20 protein-coding genes and 1 pseudogene are annotated in these 18681 nt (G+C 70.0%); 8 read left to right on the top strand and 13 right to left on the bottom strand.

The genetic code is table 11. The features are described 5' to 3' along the window. Window positions 1-716 (top strand): organomercurial lyase (merB, locus tag AB0J69_RS54510; RefSeq protein WP_364135723.1); only part of this gene is annotated, 716 nt, incomplete at its 5' end. Between the two features lie 596 nt (window positions 717-1312). On the opposite strand, the gene AB0J69_RS54505 is transcribed toward merB, so the two are convergent. Together AB0J69_RS54505 and AB0J69_RS54500 are read right to left on the bottom strand one after the other, a co-directional pair. After that, window positions 1313-3133, bottom strand: a complete 1821-nt coding sequence (locus AB0J69_RS54505; RefSeq protein WP_364135720.1) for a hypothetical protein — start codon at window positions 3131-3133, stop codon at window positions 1313-1315. Continuing rightward, window positions 3118-3840, bottom strand: coding sequence for an ATP-binding cassette domain-containing protein (locus tag AB0J69_RS54500; RefSeq protein WP_364135726.1), 723 nt, complete (start codon window positions 3838-3840; stop codon window positions 3118-3120). The genes AB0J69_RS54505 and AB0J69_RS54500 overlap by 16 nt, the downstream gene beginning before the upstream one ends. A gap of 69 nt (window positions 3841-3909) precedes the next feature. On the opposite strand from AB0J69_RS54500, the gene AB0J69_RS54495 reads away from it, so the two are divergent. Then, the gene (locus AB0J69_RS54495) at window positions 3910-4545 is read left to right on the top strand and encodes a TetR family transcriptional regulator (RefSeq protein WP_364135717.1); all 636 of its coding nucleotides are present in this window, start codon (window positions 3910-3912) and stop codon (window positions 4543-4545) included. Window positions 4546-4585: 40 nt separating this feature from the next. Here the strand turns inward: AB0J69_RS54495 and AB0J69_RS54490 are convergent. Beyond that, window positions 4586-4769: pseudogene (locus AB0J69_RS54490) on the bottom strand (IS5/IS1182 family transposase); the annotation flags it as partial. 728 nt (window positions 4770-5497) lie between these two features. Continuing rightward, window positions 5498-6031, bottom strand: coding sequence for a helix-turn-helix domain-containing protein (locus tag AB0J69_RS54485; RefSeq protein WP_364135715.1), 534 nt, complete (start codon window positions 6029-6031; stop codon window positions 5498-5500). Window positions 6032-6038: 7 nt separating this feature from the next. Between AB0J69_RS54485 and AB0J69_RS54480 the strand changes: the two genes are divergently transcribed. From AB0J69_RS54480 to AB0J69_RS54470, 3 genes are all read left to right on the top strand, one after another. Next, a complete protein-coding gene (locus AB0J69_RS54480; protein WP_364135712.1) occupies window positions 6039-6311 on the top strand; it encodes a hypothetical protein in 273 nt (90 codons plus the stop codon). A 129-nt stretch (window positions 6312-6440) separates the two neighbouring features. Then, window positions 6441-6881, top strand: coding sequence for a MarR family transcriptional regulator (locus AB0J69_RS54475; RefSeq protein WP_364135709.1), 441 nt, complete (start codon window positions 6441-6443; stop codon window positions 6879-6881). A gap of 93 nt (window positions 6882-6974) precedes the next feature. Beyond that, on the top strand, window positions 6975-8060 hold the full coding sequence (locus AB0J69_RS54470; protein WP_364135706.1) for an NAD(P)/FAD-dependent oxidoreductase: 1086 nt from the start codon (window positions 6975-6977) through the stop codon (window positions 8058-8060). Between the two features lie 537 nt (window positions 8061-8597). Here the strand turns inward: AB0J69_RS54470 and AB0J69_RS54465 are convergent. Together AB0J69_RS54465 and AB0J69_RS54460 are read right to left on the bottom strand one after the other, a co-directional pair. Beyond that, complete coding sequence (locus AB0J69_RS54465; RefSeq protein WP_364135703.1) at window positions 8598-9203, bottom strand: TetR/AcrR family transcriptional regulator; 606 nt, start codon at window positions 9201-9203, stop codon at window positions 8598-8600. Between the two features lie 9 nt (window positions 9204-9212). Further along, a complete protein-coding gene (locus tag AB0J69_RS54460) occupies window positions 9213-9983 on the bottom strand; it encodes an alpha/beta hydrolase (RefSeq protein WP_364135700.1) in 771 nt (256 codons plus the stop codon). Window positions 9984-10328: 345 nt separating this feature from the next. Here AB0J69_RS54460 and AB0J69_RS54455 point away from each other — a divergent pair, with 345 nt between their 5' ends. The 3 genes from AB0J69_RS54455 to AB0J69_RS54445 all read left to right on the top strand — a co-directional run bounded on the left by AB0J69_RS54455 (window position 10329) and on the right by AB0J69_RS54445 (window position 12275). Then, window positions 10329-11243 (top strand): FkbM family methyltransferase, encoded by a 915-nt coding sequence (locus AB0J69_RS54455; protein WP_364135697.1) that lies wholly within the window; start codon window positions 10329-10331, stop codon window positions 11241-11243. A 116-nt stretch (window positions 11244-11359) separates the two neighbouring features. Further along, complete coding sequence (locus AB0J69_RS54450; protein WP_364135694.1) at window positions 11360-11779, top strand: hypothetical protein; 420 nt, start codon at window positions 11360-11362, stop codon at window positions 11777-11779. Window positions 11780-11831: 52 nt separating this feature from the next. Further along, the gene (locus tag AB0J69_RS54445; RefSeq protein ID WP_364135691.1) at window positions 11832-12275 is read left to right on the top strand and encodes an HIT family protein; all 444 of its coding nucleotides are present in this window, start codon (window positions 11832-11834) and stop codon (window positions 12273-12275) included. A 94-nt stretch (window positions 12276-12369) separates the two neighbouring features. Here AB0J69_RS54445 and AB0J69_RS54440 read toward each other — a convergent pair whose 3' ends face one another. The 7 genes from AB0J69_RS54440 to AB0J69_RS54410 all read right to left on the bottom strand — a co-directional run bounded on the left by AB0J69_RS54440 (window position 12370) and on the right by AB0J69_RS54410 (window position 18545). Continuing rightward, window positions 12370-13008 (bottom strand): class I SAM-dependent methyltransferase, encoded by a 639-nt coding sequence (locus AB0J69_RS54440; protein WP_364135688.1) that lies wholly within the window; start codon window positions 13006-13008, stop codon window positions 12370-12372. A gap of 403 nt (window positions 13009-13411) precedes the next feature. Beyond that, complete coding sequence (locus AB0J69_RS54435) at window positions 13412-13825, bottom strand: VOC family protein (protein WP_364135685.1); 414 nt, start codon at window positions 13823-13825, stop codon at window positions 13412-13414. Between the two features lie 89 nt (window positions 13826-13914). Further along, window positions 13915-14979: a serine hydrolase domain-containing protein gene (locus AB0J69_RS54430; protein ID WP_364135682.1), complete on the bottom strand. Its 1065-nt coding sequence runs from the start codon at window positions 14977-14979 to the stop codon at window positions 13915-13917. A gap of 77 nt (window positions 14980-15056) precedes the next feature. Beyond that, on the bottom strand, window positions 15057-15701 hold the full coding sequence (locus AB0J69_RS54425) for a response regulator transcription factor (RefSeq protein ID WP_364135679.1): 645 nt from the start codon (window positions 15699-15701) through the stop codon (window positions 15057-15059). 117 nt (window positions 15702-15818) lie between these two features. Further along, on the bottom strand, window positions 15819-16643 hold the full coding sequence (locus AB0J69_RS54420) for a hypothetical protein (protein ID WP_364135676.1): 825 nt from the start codon (window positions 16641-16643) through the stop codon (window positions 15819-15821). Beyond that, the gene (dgoD, locus tag AB0J69_RS54415; protein ID WP_364135673.1) at window positions 16640-17785 is read right to left on the bottom strand and encodes a galactonate dehydratase; all 1146 of its coding nucleotides are present in this window, start codon (window positions 17783-17785) and stop codon (window positions 16640-16642) included. The genes AB0J69_RS54420 and dgoD overlap by 4 nt, the downstream gene beginning before the upstream one ends. A gap of 28 nt (window positions 17786-17813) precedes the next feature. Continuing rightward, window positions 17814-18545: an SDR family oxidoreductase gene (locus AB0J69_RS54410; protein ID WP_364135670.1), complete on the bottom strand. Its 732-nt coding sequence runs from the start codon at window positions 18543-18545 to the stop codon at window positions 17814-17816. Between the last annotated feature and the right edge of the window lie 136 nt (window positions 18546-18681).

Genomic DNA, 18681 nt, shown 5'->3' with positions numbered 1-18681 from the left:
GTGGTGGGGGCGCTGGCGCCGCTGCAGCCGGAGCGGCGCCGCCGGCGGCCGAGCTGACCCGCGCGGCCGCCCCGTACGGGGTGAGTGCCGAGCAGGTGCTGGCCGAACTGCACGCCGCCGACTTCCTGCGCCTGGACGACCGTGGAGAAGGGGACGGCAACGGGGCCGGGCAGATCCGGGCCGCCTACCCGTTCTCCGCTTCTCCGACCCGGCACCGGGTGCAGATCAACGGCGGGCCGGCCGTGTTCGCGATGTGCGCGATCGACGCGCTCGGCATCGCCGCGATGCTCGGTCGCGACGTGCGCATCACCTCGGCCGATCCGCTCGACGAGCGGCCGGTCACCGTGGAGGTCACGGCGGCCGGGCAGGCGCGCTGGGCACCGGCCAGCGCGGTGGTGTTCGCCGGCCAGCAAGCCCTTGCCGCGCACCTGTATGAGCCGCGGCCCCGCGGTGAGCGGTCTGATGCCTGGCTGAGACGCAGCCTCGCGCGGGACCCGGACCCTCCGCTGATCGTCGTGACCGAGGCGCAACGCCTGCTGCGCGGACCCGGCAGCCGCACACTCTACAAGCTCTGGCACGACCTGATCCGATACGAGCCCGGCCTGCTCGTCCTGGTCGGCGACGGCCTTGTCCCAGGCGTGTTCAGGGGCGAAGCCGAGCATTCCCTGAAGCCCCTCATGACCACCATTGACTGGGAACACTTGTCCGGCGAATAGGGACGCACCTAGCCTCTGCTGAGCGGATGTGGCGCTGAACCGAGGTGCAGCCGTCCTCACCACCCGGGCCGGCGCTGCGAGGCTCGGAAGAATCGAGCCCCGGCTGCCGTTCGACTTGATCGACTGACAGTGATCATCGCGCCAGCGGTCCTCCAACGGCGATGGCTGCTCGGATCCCGCCAACGAACCGGACCCGAGCGGATTGACACGCCCGCTGGCGCACGCCCGCTCGTACGCCAACACCAGATGACGAAAGGCATGACGAACGCGGCAGGAACCCGCGACACCGGGGCGAGTGCGACACGTGGGGCCGAGGCGCCAAGGTCGCACGCCCGACATCCCTCCCCGCCGACGGCCCCAGCCCCTGGCTGCGCACCCAACGAGGCCGACGATCCTGATCAACGCGCCAAGGTCGCCCTGGCCCTGGCAGCGGGCCGTCGCTCAGGAGGTGATGGACGCCACCTGCCACGGGGACATGAAGGAGGTGGACGAGCGTCTCAACCCGGCGTTGGAGACGACTCTCCGCCCGTCTTCGTCGCCCGCCTCGTACAGGTCTAGGAGCACCGCATCGGCATCTGCCGTGCCAGGCTCTGTGATCAAACGCTCCTGTTAGATGTCCTCGTTATCGGAGCGCGCGCACGCAGAAGGGTCAGCAGTGTGCGGATCGCGATCACGTACAGCACGAGCGCGGCCGCGACGAGAATGACAATGGCCGGAACCTGCAGCGCGGGCGGGAGACCGAGGGGAAAGGTCCAGAAAGTACGGCTCGGCGTACGGGTCGCCAGGTTGACGAGGGACAGCACCGCGGACAACAGCGGAGTCCAAGCAGTCCCCAAGCACAGGCCGATCAGGAGCCTGCGCCGGCCGTGGCCCGGCAGCGGGACCGCGGCCCGCCCGGTCGTGGCGGACCGGCCGGTGCGCAGCCGGAACAGCAGTTCCGGACCCGCTGTCTGCAGTCGGCGATAGGCGATCCGGCCGAACAGCCACGCGTAGCCGGCTCCGGTCACGACGGCGAGTGCCACGCCGGCCCACTGCAACGCGATCAGGTTCAGGAGATGGCCGGCGGCGACGGCGGCGGCCGACGGCAGCGCGCACGCGGCGATGAGGCCGATCATCGCCCAGACCAGCCCGACGATGTTCGGGCCGTCGGCGGCGGCGTTTCCGGTACGGCGATGCGCGTCCGGCATCCGGACCGGCGCCATCACCGACAGCAGGACCACGAGGCCGGCGCCGGCGCCGAGCGCGACGGCCTGCAAAGCCAGTGCGGGCGGCCACGCCCAGGCGAGCCCCGACAGGGCGGTTCCGGCGACGGTGGCCACGACGCTCAGCGGAGCCACCTTCAGCAGCCAGGCCAGTTGCCGGCCACGCACGTCCGTCCGCTCCGCGCCCGGTCGCATCAGGGTCAGCCACAGAGCGGTGCCGTCGGTGCTGAAGAGTGTCGCGGCTCCGGCCGCCGCCATCCAGGTGATCGCGGCGCCGGTCCACGGCAGGTACCAGGTGAGATCGATGGCCAGCGGCATCAGGCACAGGGACAGGCCGAACGCGATCGCGAAGTACCAGTGGTAGGAGCGCAGCGTGTCCCTCGACCACTCGCGCAGTTCCTTGGCCGCGACCGCGGCGAGCGGGGTCGCGGGCAGGAGGGGCACCAGGAGCCCGTCGCCGGCCGGGTGCCGGGTGCGGCGAGCGAGAACGCCGCTCATGCGCCGGTCGAGCAGCCGGGCCCAGGCGGCCAGCAGCATGACGATCAGAAGCGCGAGTCCGGTCAACGCGCTGACGCACACAAGCCAGTCGGCCCTCGCCGCCGCCTGCACCGCGACGATCCCCCAGTTGGGGGGCAGGACCAGCAGCCAGCGGCTGACGTCCACGTCATAGCGCGCGAGAGCGAGCGCGACGATGCCGATGTTGGACGCCGCGGCGATGACCGCCGCCCACGGCAGCGCAACGAGCACGGCGCCGAGCCGGGTGCGCATCACCTCGCCGAGCAGGCCCACGACCACCCGCGAGGCGAGGATCACCAGGAGGAGTTGTGCGGCCGCGGCAGGCACCGCGACCAGTCCGGGAAGCACACCGAGGCGGGCGCCGAACACGACCAACGAGGCGAACGCCACCGCGGTGATCACCGGTCCTGGTCCCGCGAACGCGGCGGCCAGGAGTCCCTTGGCGAGCCGGCGCGCTGTCATCGGCAGCCGGGTGAAGTACTCGGGGCGCAGGCCGCCGTCGCCGCCGCCGGTGAACAGCGGCCCGATCAGCCAGCCGAGCGCCCACACGGCGAACGCGGCGGCGAGAACGTCCGCGGAGGTCCCGAAGGTCACGGTGGCCACGGCGAGGAGAAGGCCCGCCATCACTCCGGCGATCAGCATGCCGTTCGTGACCCGCCACAGCAGCAGCAGCCGCATGCGGGTCAGGACGACAGCCACGACAACCCTTCCGTCACCGTGTTCTCCGCGCCGGCCAGGCGGATGAACGCGTCCTCGAGGCTGCCCGTGCCGCGTATCTGACGCAACGGACCCGCGGCGGCGACCTTTCCGTCGACGATGACCGCAACGTGCTCGCACAACCGCTCGACCAGCGCCATCTCGTGACTCGACACCACCACCGAGCCGCCGGAGTCGACGAACCGCTGCAGGATCGCGCTGATCGTGGCGGCGGACACCGGATCCACGGCCTCGAACGGCTCGTCGAGCACGAGGAGCCGCGGCGCGTGCAGCAGCGCCGTGGCCAGCCCGATCTTCTTACGCATCCCCGCCGAGTAACCGGCCACCGGCGTGCGTTCAGCCTCCAGCAAGCCCAGCAGCGCCAGCAACTCCTCTGCCCGCTCGGCCACGGCCTGCTTGTCCAGCCCGTACAACAGCCCCAGATAGGTCAGCAACTCACGCCCGGTCAGACGCTCGGGCAGCGCCAGGTCGTCGGGCAGTACCCCGAGCATCGCCTTGGCGCGTGCGGGATCGCGCCAGAGATCCACCCCGAAGACCCGCACGGTGCCGGCCTGCGGCCGTAGCAGCCCGGTCGCCATGGAGAGCGACGTCGTCTTGCCCGCTCCGTTCGGCCCCACCAACCCGAAGAACGTGCCGCTCGGCACCTGCAGCCCAATGCCGTGCACCACGGTGCGACCGGCGAATGTCATCGATAACCCTGTGAGCTCCAGCGCCAACTCCATGAAACCCATACTGGCACCCTTGCTAATGTTTTGACCATGCCGTCAAAAGATCGACAGCTTGTTCAGAAGGGGCGCACCTTCACCGAGATGGCCCGCCGGACCCAGATCGTGCGGTGCGCGATCGAGACGATCGCCGACATCGGGTACGGCAAAGCGTCCTTCGAGGAGATCGCTCGCCGGGCGGGTATCAGCCGCAGCCTCATCTCCTACCACTTCGCCGGCCGCGACGAGCTCGTCGCCGAGGTGCTCACATCGGTCTACACCCGCGCGGCCGAATACATGACGGCCATCATCGCCGAAGCCGATACGCCCCCTGCCAAACTCGAAGCCTTCATCCGGGGCAATCTCGCCTTCATCGGGGAGAACCGGCAGGACATGGCCGCCGTCTTGGGCATCGTCTTACACGCCAGGACCCAGAGCCTGACCGCCAAGCCCGAATCCAGCGCCGCGCAGCCACGTATCCGGGGCTTGGCGAGCATTCTCGAAGGGGGCCAGCAAAGCGGCGACTTCCGGCCGTTCTCCTCCTCAGCCATGGCACTGGCGATCTTGCAGGCCATCGACGGCGCCCACCAGCTGACGTCCTCGGCCGAAGACACCGACCTCGACGTGTACGCCGACGAACTCGTGACGATCTTCTCCAAGGCAACCCGCCGAGAGGACGTTACGTTCTAGTAGGTGCCTCGTGTCCATCCGTGGAGTTATGATCATGCCTTTTGGAGCTGGCGGGTAGCGATTCGTAATCGCGGTCCGCCGTCGTCGTCGAAACATGAGCCGGCCAAGGCTGCGTTCCACTACCCAGCGTCTTTGCCGATGCGAAATCTGCGGACATCGGGATTTCTGTTGACGACCTCGACGTCGATTCCGAGGTGTCCTCCGTGTTCGACGGCGGCATTCTTACATCAACCCCCGAGCGGTCACATCAGACTGGCGTCCGCCGCTGCCCGGGCGCAGCGGTCTCCAGCCGCCGCCGTCCAGCTTGGCCAGCTCCGCCTCGACGTCCACGGTGATCACGCCGAAGAAGTTGACGTTCTCGCTGTGCGCCGGGGAGATGTGGGCCAGCAGCTCGTCGGAAAGGTCCCGGCCACGCCGCCCGCAGCTGCCGCACGGCCAGGAGTAGTACTCGGTCGTCCAAGTGGAGAAAGTGCTGACAGCTTCGACATCCGGCGATAGACCAGGCCATAGGCGGAGCTACCTTCCGCAAGGCCGCCTCCGCTGCGGGCCAATCCCCCCCGCTTGCCCGGCCCGCAGCCACACCGGCCCGGCACCCCTCACGCCGGGCAGTCAAGCCGTGGGGCCCCCGTCGCGACCCCACGGCCCTGGTGCTCCGCCAGCGATGGAACGAGCGCCTCGGTGCCCAGAGCGGACGTGGGGTCGGCCTCGCCAAGGAGTTCTCTGTCGAGGCATGATGGTCAAGGATCCCCACCTCATTGAGGCGGGGTCCTCGACGGGTTCCGCTGGCCACTTGATCGTCGTGATCGTGGTTCCTAGGCCGGGTATCAGCCGATCAGGCAGCGGAGCCCGAGGTCGATCAGGACGACGATCAGGACGACGATCAGGCCGCCGGCCGCCGACGCGATGATCATGCTGACGCTTCGATCTTGGGCTTCTGGATCTTCACTTGGGGTTACTCCCTCCCTTCTCTCGGTTCGCCGTCAGGGTGTCGTGGGGCGGCTGTGTCACGCGGCGCCGGTGGTCCCTCCTCGGGTTCCTCCTCCTGTTCGATCTTGACGCTGCGGTCGTAGGGCGGCGCGAGGGAGTACAGCGTGTGGCTGCCCACGCCGCTGGGGGCGGTGGAATCCACGAAGTACTCGGGTTCGGAGGCCGTGAGGATGCCGAGCTGGTGCAGCGTGGTGATGCCGCGGTGCAGCGTGGAGGCGGAGATCCCGTAGTAGCCCGCGAACGTCTTGGTGCTGGGCAGGAAGAGCTTGCGCTTGCGCAGGCTCATGGCGATCAGCAGGACGGTCTTGGCCGGCATGTCGAGCTTCGTGAACACGCCGCTGGTCCAGTACGCGTATGGCAGCTCGCGCCGGGACTCCCGGGAGCCGCTGGGCGGGGTGTACGCGCGCTCGGACCCGTCCTCGAGCAACTTGGTGACCCGGGTGAACCTGCCGCCGGAGGAGCGCTTGATGAGCTTGTTGCGCTCGAGGGTGAGCCACAAGCGGGAGATGACCGCACTGGCGCCCCCCGTGAAATCCCAGAGTTCGGGCGAACTGAAGGGTCTTCGGGATGAACCCAAGGATCTTCAGGCTTCATGGGGTTTCGACCCTTGGGTTCGGGAGAACCGGCGGGGTCTGTTCCTCGGCGTCGCCTGTCAGGAGCGCTTTGGCGTTCTCGGCGTAGCGGATGGCGGTCTTGGGATCCAGGCCGAACGCCGCCGCGAGGTGGAGCGGGTCGGGTCCGTAGGCGAGGGCTTCCTCGAGTTGGCGATCGGCGCGTAGCCGATCGAGGGCTGCATGCCGAAACGCCACCCATCGGACCCGACACGACATGCTCGGCATGTCCAACGGCGGTGGGGTGAGAGGTATCCCGGCTTGATTGTTAACTATGCAACAGTTAGCATGTTAACTATGAGTGGATTGAAGCGGGAGAGCACGTTGGAGCTGATGCGGTGGGTTGTGTGGGGGCAGCGGCGCATCGCCGATGAGTGGATACGGGAACGCGGCCTCACCCATGAGCAGAGCACCGTGTTGGCGTACCTGTCAAAGAACCCAGATGCCATCCAGCGTGACGTCGTCCGGGCCACGCGGACCAGTGCGCCGGGCGTCTCGCGGCTCCTGGCCGGGCTGGAGCGGCGCGGACTCGTGGAACGCCGGACGCAGGAGGGTGACACGCGCAGCCGCCGGGTGCATGTCACCCCAGCGGGCTCCGAGCTGATCCAGGGTTTCGAAGAGGCCATGGACCGCGTCGAGGAGTCGATCCTCGCGCCGCTGGGCGCCGAAGGGCGGGCGCTGCTCCACGACCTCTTGGAGCAGCTCGCATCCCGGATCGAGCCGCCCAGCTTCCCCTGACCCGGCCCTGTCACTCCGCTTGTTCCGCGCGGTGGCCGGGAGCCCTTGCAGGCAGGACCGACGGTTCATCCAAGAGCAGTAAGGAACGCATGCATGACTCAGATCACGATCATCGGCGCCGGTCTTGCGGGACTGACGCTGGCCCGAACCCTGGCGGTTCACCGAATCCCGTCCACGGTGTACGAAGCGGAGGCGTCTGCGCAGGCCCGCGGCCAAGGCGGCATGCTCGACATCCACCACTACAACGGACAGCACGGCATCCGTGCCGCCGGCCTGATGGACGGCTTCCGATCCCTCATCCTCGAAGGCCGCCAGGCATCCCGCGACGTGGCACCTGACGGCACCATCCTGGCGGACCAGCCCGACGACCCCGCCGCAGGCCGCCCCGAGGTGCAGCGTGGAGAGCTCCGGCAGTTGCTGCTGGAATCCCTCCCTTCCGATACGGTCGCCTGGGGCCACAAGACGCAGAATGTCCGGACCCTCCAGGACGGTCGTCACGAAGTGACCTTCGCCAACGGATCGACGATCGTCACCGACATCCTCGTCGGCGCCGACGGCGCCTGGTCGAAGGTCCGGCCACTGCTGTCTGATGCCACGCCCGCCTACGCCGGACGCTCGATGGTCGAGACGTACCTGTATGAGAGCGACACCCGGCACCCTGCCACCCTGGCGCTGGTCGGCGGCGGGTCGATGACCGCCTACGACGAAACCACCCGCATCGGTCTCGGCGTGCAGCGCGAGCGCGCGGACACCCTGCACTCCTACGCCATGTTCGACCAGCCGCTCGACTGGTTCGATGGCATCGACTTCACCGACGGCCCTGCGGCCGCCCGCACGGTCGCGGCGATGTTCGAGGGGTGGGCGCCGGAGCTCGTCGCGCTGGTCGCCGACAGCGACATCCCGCCGGTTTTCCGCCCCTTGTACGGGCTGCCGATCGGGCACCACTGGGACCATGTACCCGGGGTCACGCTCATAGGGGACGCCGCCCACCTGGCACCGCCGGACGGCGAAGGAGCGAACTGGGCGCTGTACGACGCCGGCCAGCTCGGCAACGCCATCGCCGAACAGCCCGAGGACATCGACGCGGCCATCCGCGCCTACGAAACCGCGCTGTTCCCGCGGAACATCGACACCGCCACCGCAGCCGCGGCTTACTATCCCGACTTCAAACCGTACTGACACGGCTACGCCAGGCAAGCGGCGTCGCCCCGGTGTGCTGGTCGGGCCCGGCCGTAGGAGAGGCAGGCCAGGCCGGTGCCCGGGCAGACGTCCCAGGCCGGAAGCACCTTGCCCCGGACCGGAGCGGCGGTGGATGACGAACACCGGCCGGCGGGTGCGTCCCGCGAGCAAGCGGGGCAGCAGCCAGACAGTGCCGGCGTCCCAGAAACTCTCTCCAGCCGCCCGGGCCGGTACGTAACCGGCCAGAACGTCGGTCTCCAGCGCCTCCCAGCCCTCGACGGTGACCGGGGCACGGGCCACCCGCAGAAGATCCTTCACCACTGCCGGCGCCGACTCCGGCCACCTCACCTTCACCATCACAGCAAGACGAACGACCAGGGCGATAGACCTTCAGAAACCTTGAAATCTCATCAACACCAAAGAAGCCGGAGCACCAGCAGATAAGCCCAGGTCCTGCGGCTAGAGAGGCCGAAGACGGTCAGGGGAACTCAGGGGTTATTGCATATCTGTCGCCGTGACTGCGTCGTTGATGCTGAGTCACGGCGTGGCGAGAGCGATGAGGGCGTCGGCGAGTAGGTGCGTCTGGCGCTCGCAGGCTGCCTCGTCACGGGTTTCGGCGAGTTCCAGGACGAGGCCGTCCATGCGGTGGATGAGGAAGCGGGCCAGCTCGGCTACGGGAACGGCGGGATGGAGGTTGTCGGCCCGGGCGGCGGTGGAGAGGGCGTCCTTGATGAGGTCACCGCCGAAGGGCGCGTTCACCGTGGCCCGAACATCGCCGCCCGGCGCCACGGTCTGCCGGTTGCGGATCACCCACAGAGTCAGCTCCAGGAGTGCCAGGTGCAGGCCGGGGGCGTCGCGGATCCACTGCCAATAGGCGGCGACAGCGGCCCGGACGGTCGCCTCGAATCCGGAGCCGGGTGACAGACGGGTGAAGGTGGCGTGCATGGTGGAGCAGGCCCGGGCCAGGATGAGAAGGGTCAGCTCGTCCTTGTCGCGGAAGCAGTAGTGGATGGTCGCGCGCGGCGTACCCGCCCGTTCGGCGATGCGGCGGGTGGTGGCGCTGGCGAGTCCCTCCTTCGCGATCACCTCGATGGCGGCGTCGATGATGGCACGTCGCCGTTCGCCGACCGGCAGGTACGTCACAGCGCCGGGTCAGCCGGTGATGAAGGAACGCAGCAGGGAGAAGAACCGCTCGCCCTCGGTGTCGGGGATGAAGTGGCCCGAGCGTTCGAACACCTCCAGGCGCGCTCCGGGCAGGCCGTCCACGATCTCCCGCGCTGCGGACAGCGGCGTGATGGGGTCTCGGGCGCCGGCCACGACGAGCGCCGGGCACCGGATCGAGGCCAGGTGCACGGTCAGGTCGAACCGGGCGGTGGACATGAAGCTCATGGTGAGTGCGGGGTTCGGGGTCATGCGGGCCATGGCCTGAATGTCGGATTCGGCGGGGAAGTTCGGGTCGGGGCTGTAGGCGGGGGCGCAGAGCCGTCCGAAAGCGGCGAAGGCCTCCGGGGTTCCTTCGGTGAGGAACGCCTTGGCGGCCGTGGCGGCCTCCTCGCCGGCCTCGGCACGGAAGCCTTCGACGATCCGGTCCAGATCCCAGCGGGCGACGGTGCTCTGCAGGATCAGCTTGGCCGGGTGGCCGGGGTGGCGGGAGGCGTAGCTCATGGCCACGAATCCACCCCAGGACCAGCCAAGGACGATCGGCTTGACGATGCCGAGCGTGTCACACAGTGCGCGCACGTCGTCGCCCCACTGGTCGAGGTTCCAGGTGGCCGGGTCGGAGTTCTGGCTGCGGCCGTTGCCGCGCTGGTCGACGTAGACGATCTGGGCCAGGTCGGCGAGTTGGCCGTAGGCGGGCTTGAAGATCGAGCGATCGTGGCCGGGGCCGCCGTGCAGCAGCAGGAGGGTCGGCTTCTCGCGCATCGCGTAGCGCGTAGCCGTCAGGCTCCAGGGCGGCGCCTTCGACGTCCGCGTACAGCGACGTGCCGCCCCCCACAGCCGTCGACGTGGGCGACACCGGTGCGCTGTGGAACCTGGCCCGGCTGAGGGAGCAGATAGGAGACCTGGCGGGTGCCGAGCGGCTGTACCAACGAGCCGCCGGCGTTCTGGCCCAACGACGTCGAAGCGGTGTGGCAGCCGGCCGAGGACCGGCACGTGCGCCGCAGTCTGGGACGGCACCGTGTTCACCGTCACCGAGTTCGATCGCTTCGCCCGCAACATGGCCGAGGCTCACGTGCCGATCCGCCTCCGGGCTGATGTGATGACGGTATGGTCGCCATGCGTGATGGCCGGATACTCCACGGCGTCTGGAGGCTGCTGCAGCGGTTGCCACCAGGTGCCGCCAGGAGAGTGGCCCGGCTCATCGCCGGTACACAGGCGGTGCGCGAATCCGGCTACCGGAAGACCGCGTACCGGATCTCACCCAGGCTGGCGGGCGAGAACCCCGGCCTCGGCAAGATCCCACCGCGGTGGGCCGCGACGGTCCGCGTCCGCAGGAACGGGCTGAGGCTGGAGCTGGACCTGCGCGACAACCTGCAGGCCATCCTGTACTACACCGGACGCTACGAGCCCGACGTCCTGCGGTTCCTCCGCCGGGAGCTCCGGGCTGGGGACGTCGTGGTCGATGTCGGGGCGCACATCGGCGTACACGCACTCGCCGCCGCCCGCATCCTGCGTCGCTCGGACGGCCGCGTGATCGCTTTCGAACCCGCATCGGACTCCGCCGCCAAGCTCCGCGCCACCGCCCACCGTAACCGCCTGCGGGTCGAGGTCGTGCGGTCCGCGCTGGGCGCCCGCCACGGGACGGCGGGCCTGTACGGCGACGCGCGCTACGACGCCGCCGACGCGGGGGTGCGGTCCCAGTACGGCGATGCGGCACTGGTCGAGCAGGTCCCGGTGCGCACCTTCGACGCCTGGGCCGAGGAGACGGGGCTGAGCCGCCTGGACGTCGTCAAGATCGACGTGGAGGGCGCCGAGGCCGCCGTGCTCACCGGCATGAGCCGCTCGCTCCGCACCCTGCGGCCGCGCGCCGTGCTGGTCGAGGTCAAACAGCGCGAACGCACGGACACGAGCGCGGAGGAACTGCGCGAACTCCTGCGCGCACATGGGTATGCGAAGGCCGCTCGCCTCGGCCACAACGAGCTGTACCGCCCCGGCGAGCCTCCCTCATCAAGATCGGCATAGAGGGCTGGATGGTGGTGCCTGAGGGCCTGGCGGGTAGCGACGAACCGCAGCCGACGGCGCGCGGCGCCTCCGCGAACCTTGGTCAGGACGTCGCGCGAAGCGCTTAGGGTCAGGGGATGGATCATGAGCCGATGCGGCGAGTCGCCGAGTTCCGCGAAACGTTCGACGGTGAGGCCGAGGCCGAACGCCCCGAATTGGCGGAACACCGCCGGACGTTGCTGGTCGAGGAAGCACGCGAAGCCGCCGAGGCCCTCACCGACCTCGCGAAGGCCCTGCGAACCGGTGACGACCCGCTCACCGCGTACAAGGCGGTGGCCAAGGAACTGGCCGACGTCCTCTACGTCACCTACGGCGCCGCAGATGCGCTGGGGATCGATCTGCCGGCCGTCTTCGCCGAGGTCCATCGGTCCAACATGAGCAAGCTTGACGCGGACGGCCGAGTCCTCCGCCGAGCCGACGGCAAGGTGCTCAAAGGCCCCGGCTACCGACCACCGATCCTCGATGATCTCGTCGAGTGGCCGCCGTCCGGTTCCTGAGCGCTTCGCACGACGTTCGACGACACCGACGACCAGCCAGGGAGGCGCTGCGGTGCACAACCACGAACCCGCCGACTACCACTGCCCGTTCTGCCACCTCACCCCGGACCGGGAACCCGACGTGGTCTACCGTGACGAGCGCGTGTTCGCGATGATCTGCCCCCGCTGGTGGCCGCGGAACGCGGGACATCTGCTGATCATCCCCGTCGCCCATCACGAGAACCTCTACGACCTCCCCGCCGCCGACGGCCATGCGATCTTCGACGCCACCCGGATGCTCGCCCGCGCCATGCGCACCGCCTACGACTGCGCGGGCGTCTCCACCCGCCAGCACAACGAGCCCGCCGGCAACCAAGATGTCTGGCACTTCCACCAGCACCTCTTCCCCCGCTACCCCGGCGACGACCTCTACGGCACGCCCCCGCAGCCCGACTGGCTCCCCGCCGACCGCCGCCGCGCCTACGCGGAGCGGCTGCGCGCCACACTCAACTCCTAGAGGACGCGTTTCGTGACGCGTTCGGGCAGCGGGCGAGCCTGTTCCGTGCCGGGCCGCCCGCGTGCCCGCCCGTCCGGTGTACGGGTACCGGGGCCTACAGTGCGCGCATCAGCAGGTGGCCGCGGCGGAATCGTTCATCCTCCAGAGGTTCGCGCAACATCCGCGCCACCTCGACGAACTCTTCCTTGCGAGCCAGGTCGGCCAGGTCGTCGATCGGCCACCGGTAGGCCGGCGTGACCCTGTGGTCGAACTGCAGCACCGGGCCGCCCTCGGATTCGAAGAAACCGAGCAGGAGGTACCCACCCGGGGCCAGCACCCGGCGGAACTCGGCAAAGTACGGCGGCAGCTCCGGCGGTGGGATGTGGATGACGGAGTACCAGGAGAGCAGGCCGCCCAGCTCGCCGTCGGCCACGTCGAAGGCGCCCATCGAACCCACCTCGAAACGCAGGTCAGGATGGTCTCTGCGGGCGATGTCGATCAGTGCGGGAGACAGGTCGATGCCGAAGGCGTCCAGTCCGAGGTCACGCAGGTGTGCCGTCATGTGCCCGGGACCGCAGCCGGCCTCGGCGACGGGGCGGGGTCCGGCGGCCCGTACGAGTTCGGCGAACACGGCGACCAGCGCGCGATCCAGCGGCAGGCTGTCGAGCGAATCTCGGACGAAGTCGGCGTAGAGATCGGCGACGGCGTCGTAGGCGTCCGCCGTCGCGGTCAGGTAGGGGGAGGATTCGGCCATGGCGGACGACTGTAGTTCATCGGTCGGCAAAGGTCGTCGATCACCGACCGATCGGCGCGTCCGATCCGTTCCGGTCGGCTGACCGCGACCTACGAAGAGGTCGTGGGTTTTTCGTTGTCGTGCGTTACACACGCGTCAAGATCGCAAATCTTGCCGCCCTGATGGGCGTCATGAGCCAGGAGTGCGTAGCGCGGGGCCGCCTCCTCCGCGAACTGGTGGCTGGACCGGCTCGCCGCATGGCCGTACACCCGTGTTCGGGAGATGTTGCGGAGCGCGGGAAGCGGTTCCTCCGGGCGGGAGAAGGGCGTTCATGGAGAGTGTGATCCGGGGGACGGCCACGAACGCGTGGTGGTTCGGCGCCGGCACGATCCCGCGCCGACGCCGTACCCACCCCCTCCGGCGGCTACTCCGCGTAAGGCTGGTCCGTGCCGTGGGCGCTGTAGCCGAGGCTCCAGATGTAGCCGTCCGGGTCGGCGAAGCTGCCGCCGTAGCCGCCCCACGGCAGGGCGCCGGCGGGCTTGAGGATCGTGGCGCCGGCCTTCGCGGCCTCCGCGATGATCTCGTCGACCCGCGCCTCGCTCCGGACGACGTAGGTGAGGACGAGCCCGCTGAAGCCGCTGCCCTCCGGGCTCGTGCCCACCTGGTCGGCCAGGCCGTCGCGGCCGTAGAAGCCGACGGGCGAGGCACCGTCCGACTCGAAGAACACCGAGACGCCGTAGTCGTTCTCGATCTTCCAACCGAGCCCTTCGGTGTAGAACTGCTTGGCCCGGTCCAGGTCCCGGACGCCGAGCAGGATGGAGCTGACGTGCGCCTTCATGACATGTCTCCTTTGTGTTCGAGGGGATGCTGATTACGCTACAAACGGCGCCATGCCGGGCGCTTCTCCATTCGTGCTCGTTTGACCGGCTAACCCGCCATCCCGCAGAACACCTTGACCGCGATGCCCATGACCTCCTCCGTGGACGGGTTGCGGGTCGAGGGGTTGATCGACAGAGTCAGGGACTTGCCCGAGTCCGAGCGGAACGCGAACGTCAGGTAGCCGATCAGCTCGCCGCTGTGCCCCCACACCGTGCCGCACGGCAGCCGATACTCCTGCAGCCCGAGCCCGTAGCCGAACCCGGCCCCGGTCTCGACCGTCGTACGCATCGCCCGCAAGGACGTCTTGCTGGTCAGCTTGCCGCCGAGCAGCGCCGACATGAACTTCTCCAGGTCGGCCGCGGTCGAGATCATCTCGCCTGCGGCCCAGTCCAGCGAGGGGTTCATCCGCGTCGCGTCCACCAGGGCCGGCAGCGGCTCGTAGCCCTTGGCGTGCGGTGCCGGCAGCCCTGCCCGGTCGCCCGGCACCACTGTGTGGCGCAGGCCCAGCGGACGCAGGACGCGGCGCTCGACCTCCTCGCCGTACGGGCGGCCGGTCAGCTTCTCCACCAGCAGCCCGAGCACCACGTAGTTGGTGTTGGAGTAGTGCCACTTCCCGTCGTCGGGGAGCTTCTTGGCGAAGGCCACCTTGAGCAGCTCCCGCGGCTGGTAGGAGCGGAAGCGGGCGTCGCCGCGCCAGCGGTTGGTCGAGTATCCGGGCTCGCTCATGTAGTCGTACAGGTGGCTGGAGTGGTTGAGGAGCTCGCGGACCGTGATCCGCTCGCCGCCGGGCACCAGGCCGGGCAGGTGCTCGGCGATGGGGTCGTCGAGCGCCACCTCACCCTCGTCCACGAGCTGGAGCACCACGGTCGCGACGAAGGTCTTGGTCACGCTGCCGATCCGGAAGTGCCCGTTGGGCGACGGCCGTCCCCCGCGCTCGATGTCACGCACGCCCGCGGCGCCCGACCACGTACGGCGGCCGTCGGAGACCCGCGCCAGGGCGGCGGTGGCCCCGTCGCCTGCCACGATCTTCTCCAGGTCAGCGCGTACGTCCACGCCCTGGCCGCCCGCCGCCACCGCCGCCGCCACCAGCACGTTCATCATCGTCTGCATCATGCGCGCAACGCTACGGAGATCGACTTCGCCGCAGAATGCGGTGCTCCGCCCGCTTCACCTGCGGAAAACCGCAGCCTTCAGGAGCCGAGGTAGCGCAGCACCGCCAGCACCCGGCGGCTGTACCCGGTGGTGTGCGACAGCGCGAGCTTGTCGAACAGGGCGTTGACGTGCTTCTCCACCGCGCTCTGCGACACGTGCAGGGATTGGGCGATCGAGGCGTTGGTCAGGCCCTGGGCCATGAGCTCCAGCACCTCGCGCTCGCGGGGGGTGAGCTGGGCCAGCGGATCGGCGTGGCTGGTGCGCGCGAGCAACTGGCGCACCACCTCCGGGTCGAAGGCCGTCCCGCCCGCGCCCACCCGCTCCAGCGCGTCCAGGAAGTCGCCGACCTGGGCCACGCGGTCCTTGAGCAGGTAACCGACCCCGTCGATGCTGCTGCTCATCAGCTCGGTGGCGTACTTCTTCTCCACGTACTGCGACAGCACCAGCACCTTGACCTCCGGCCAGCGCCGCCGGATCTCCAGGGCGGCGCGCAGGCCCTCGTCGGTGTGGGTGGGCGGCATCCGTACGTCGACCACCACCGCGTCGGGCCGCTCGCCGGTCACCGCCTCCAGGAGCGCGTCGGCGTCGCCCACCGCGGCCAGGACGTCGTGGCCTTCCTCCTTCAGCAGCCGTACCAGACCCTCCCGCAGCAGGGCCGAGTCCTCGGCCAGCATCACGCGCATGGCAACTCCGCATCGACGACGGTCGGCAGGTCCTTCACCCGCACGATGACCATCGTGCCCTGTCGGCGCGCCTCGACGGTGGCCAGGGGCGGCCCTGGAGCGCTTCGCGACGATCGGTCACGACGTCCGTTCCGCGGCCACCACGAGCCGCCAGCTCAGCTCGCCGGACTGCGGGACCACCGCGGCCTCGCCGGGACCGGCTTCCGCCAGGTCGAAGACGACGCCGAGCATGGGCTCCACCCCGACGCTGCGGTACGGCCCGCCCTCGGGAAACCCGCCGAGGTTGCGCCACAGACCGGTGCCGGCGGGGACCCCCGGCGGCGCCTCCAGCCGCAGATCCAGGACGTCGTCCTGATCCTCCACCCGCACCGCCGCGCAGCGCAGCACCGCGCCCACGGCCGTGCCGTCATCGGGGCCGAACCGGTCGAGCTCCAGCCCGAACGGGGCGGGCCAGCGCCCGTCCAGGTGAGCGGCCCCGTCCGGCCAGGCGGGACCCAGCAACGGCGCCGCCTCGGAAAAGATCCGCACCGGCGTCCCATGCGGAGCGGCCAGCCGCGCCTTCTCACTGAGGTCGAGCAGAGCGTGTGCGGCCCACAGGAAGCTGAACCCGGGGTCAGCCGACAGCCGATAGGTCGCCACGACCGCCCCCGCCTCGTCACCGACAGTGCGGGTCAGCTCGAACCCGGCACAACTCACGGTGCCGCGGGCCACGTCGCCCGCCCAGGGACGGCTCCACGCGTCACCATGGTCAGGCCGCCCCCGGACCGTCGGAACGCACTCCTCCAGACCACCGGCGTCCACGAACGCCGACCCCGGCACGACCGCGAATCTGGCCGGATCGGGCCGGGTCCACAACCACTCACGGCCACCACCGCGCAAGGACGTCCACCGGCCTCCCCTGGCGAGGTCGAAGCGGGCCGTCAGGGCAATCCGTCTCGTCACCACTCGGCGAAGGCCCCGTCGTCGTGTCTCCAGACCGGGTTGCGCCACGCGTGCCCCGACAGGTCGGCGCGCCTGACCGCGGCCTCGTCGATCTCCACCCCGAGGCCGGGCGCCGCCGGGCGGGAGACATACCCCTCGGCGAAGCGGAACACGGCGGGGTCGACCACGTAGTCGAGCAGGTCGGCGCCGTCGTTGTAGTGGAGGCCGATGGACTGCTCCTGGATCAGGAAGTTCGGCGTGGCGAACGCGACCTGGAGGCTGGCCGCGAGGGCGAGCGGCCCGAGCGGGCAGTGCGGGGCCAGCTTGGCGTCCCACACCTCGGCCAGCGCGGCGATCCGGCGGGTCTCCGAGATGCCTCCGGCGTGGGACAGGTCGGGCTGCACGACGGCCACTCCGGCCTCCAGCGCGGGCCGGAAGTCCCACCGCGAGTAGAGCCGCTCCCCGGTGGCGATCGGGACGCTGCTGGCGGCCACGACGCCGGGCAGCAGGTGCGGGCGGTCGGGCAGCACCGGCTCCTCGGCGAACATCGGCTGGAACTCCGCGATGATCGGCAGGACCCGCCGGGCGTCCGCCGCGCTCATCCGGCCGTGGAAGTCCACCGCCAGGTCGCGGGCCGGGCCGAGGAGTTCCCTGGCCAGCGCGAGCCGGTCCACGACGCCCGAGAGGTCGGCGGGGGTGGCGGAGACGGGCATGCGGCCGGAGGCGTTCATCTTGACCGCGGTGAACCCGGCCTCGAGCCTGGCGGCGATGCCCTCGGCGAGCTCGGACGGCTCGTCGCCGCCGACCCACGAGTACACGCGCACCCGGTCCCGTACGTGCCCGCCGAGCAGCGCGTGGACCGGGACACCGTACGTCTTGCCGGCGATGTCCCACAGCGCCTGGTCGAGGCCCGCCAGGGCGCTGGAGAGCACCGGCCCGCCCCGGTAGAACCCGCCGTTCGCCATGACCTGCCAGTGGTCCTCGATGGTCAGGGGGTCCTGCCCGAGCAGGTATTCGGCCAGCACATGCACGGCGGCGCGGACGGGCTCGGCCCGGCCTTCCACGACCGGCTCCCCCCAGCCGACCACGCCTTCGTCGGTCTCCACCCGGCAGAACAGCCAGCGTGGGGGCACGAGGAACGTCTCTACTTTGGTGATCTTCACCAGGACCTCCGAATGTCGATGCCGACTGTCATGCCGAGTCCTTCATCGCCGTCCAGCCGCCGTCGACCAGGAGCGAGGCGCCGGTGACGTACGAGCTCTCGGCGCAGGCCAGGAAGGTCACCACGGCGGCCACCTCCTCCGGGCGGCCGAACCGCGCGGCGGCGGTGGCCTCCGCGCTGCGCCGGCGGTCCTCCTCGCCGATGCCGTCCCAGGCGGGCGTAAGAACGGGCCCGGGGAGCACGGTGTTGACCCGCACCTCCGGGCCGTACTCGACGGCGAGCTGGCGGCCGAGCGAGACGAGCCCGCCCTTCGCGGCGGCGTACGCGGGGTGCCGCGGAATGCCCACCAGGGCGTGCACCGAGGAGGTCAGCACGATGGCGCCCCGGCTCTCCCGCAACAGCCCGACGCACGCTCGGGCCCCCAGGTAGGCGGCCGTCAGGTTGACCGAGAGCTGCCGGTCCCAGTCGCGCTCCGTCAGCTCGTGCGCCGGGGCCCGGACCACCGTGCTGGCGTTGCTGTGCAGCACGTCCAGCCGGCCGAACTCGGCCCGTGCCGTGTCCGCGATCCGCTGCCAGGTCTCCGCGTCGGCGACGTCGCCGCTGATCGCCAGGAGGTCCGGCCGGTCCGGCCCCTGGCCGGCCAGGTCCACCGCGATGACGCGGGCGCCCTCGCTCAGGAACCGCTCCACCACCGCGGCACCGATGCCGGAGGCGGCGCCGGTCACCACGGCGACCTTGCCCGATAACAATCCTCGTCCCACGGTCCTCCCCCTTGTTCTCCTGATCGGCTCACGCCCTCCGGCCTGACGGCGAGGTCGTCGCCGCCAGTCAACACGTGTGCCACGGCCGCCAGGAATGGCCGATGCGTGCGATCACCTGGACGATCCGACGCATGTG

The organism is Nonomuraea sp. NPDC049709, assembly GCF_040674815.1.
Lineage (GTDB): Bacteria > Actinomycetota > Actinomycetes > Streptosporangiales > Streptosporangiaceae > Nonomuraea.
The sequence above is the reverse complement of the archived record's forward strand: the minus strand, read 5'-3'. Positions and strand labels throughout refer to the sequence as shown.

Excerpts from the sequence above, each read along its gene's own strand:
- AB0J69_RS54500 (WP_364135726.1), bottom strand. The coding sequence starts at position 3,840 with ATGACATTCGCCGGTCGCACCGTGGTGCACGGCATTGGGCTGCAGGTG.
- AB0J69_RS54495 (WP_364135717.1), top strand. The coding sequence starts at position 3,910 with ATGCCGTCAAAAGATCGACAGCTTGTTCAGAAGGGGCGCACCTTCACC.
- AB0J69_RS54480 (WP_364135712.1), top strand. The coding sequence starts at position 6,039 with ATGACCGCACTGGCGCCCCCCGTGAAATCCCAGAGTTCGGGCGAACTG.
- AB0J69_RS54475 (WP_364135709.1), top strand. The coding sequence starts at position 6,441 with ATGAGTGGATTGAAGCGGGAGAGCACGTTGGAGCTGATGCGGTGGGTT.
- AB0J69_RS54470 (WP_364135706.1), top strand. The coding sequence starts at position 6,975 with ATGACTCAGATCACGATCATCGGCGCCGGTCTTGCGGGACTGACGCTG.
- AB0J69_RS54460 (WP_364135700.1), bottom strand. The coding sequence starts at position 9,983 with ATGCGCGAGAAGCCGACCCTCCTGCTGCTGCACGGCGGCCCCGGCCAC.
- AB0J69_RS54455 (WP_364135697.1), top strand. The coding sequence starts at position 10,329 with ATGGTCGCCATGCGTGATGGCCGGATACTCCACGGCGTCTGGAGGCTG.
- AB0J69_RS54450 (WP_364135694.1), top strand. The coding sequence starts at position 11,360 with ATGGATCATGAGCCGATGCGGCGAGTCGCCGAGTTCCGCGAAACGTTC.
- AB0J69_RS54440 (WP_364135688.1), bottom strand. The coding sequence starts at position 13,008 with ATGGCCGAATCCTCCCCCTACCTGACCGCGACGGCGGACGCCTACGAC.
- AB0J69_RS54435 (WP_364135685.1), bottom strand. The coding sequence starts at position 13,825 with ATGAAGGCGCACGTCAGCTCCATCCTGCTCGGCGTCCGGGACCTGGAC.
- AB0J69_RS54430 (WP_364135682.1), bottom strand. The coding sequence starts at position 14,979 with ATGATGCAGACGATGATGAACGTGCTGGTGGCGGCGGCGGTGGCGGCG.
- AB0J69_RS54425 (WP_364135679.1), bottom strand. The coding sequence starts at position 15,701 with ATGCGCGTGATGCTGGCCGAGGACTCGGCCCTGCTGCGGGAGGGTCTG.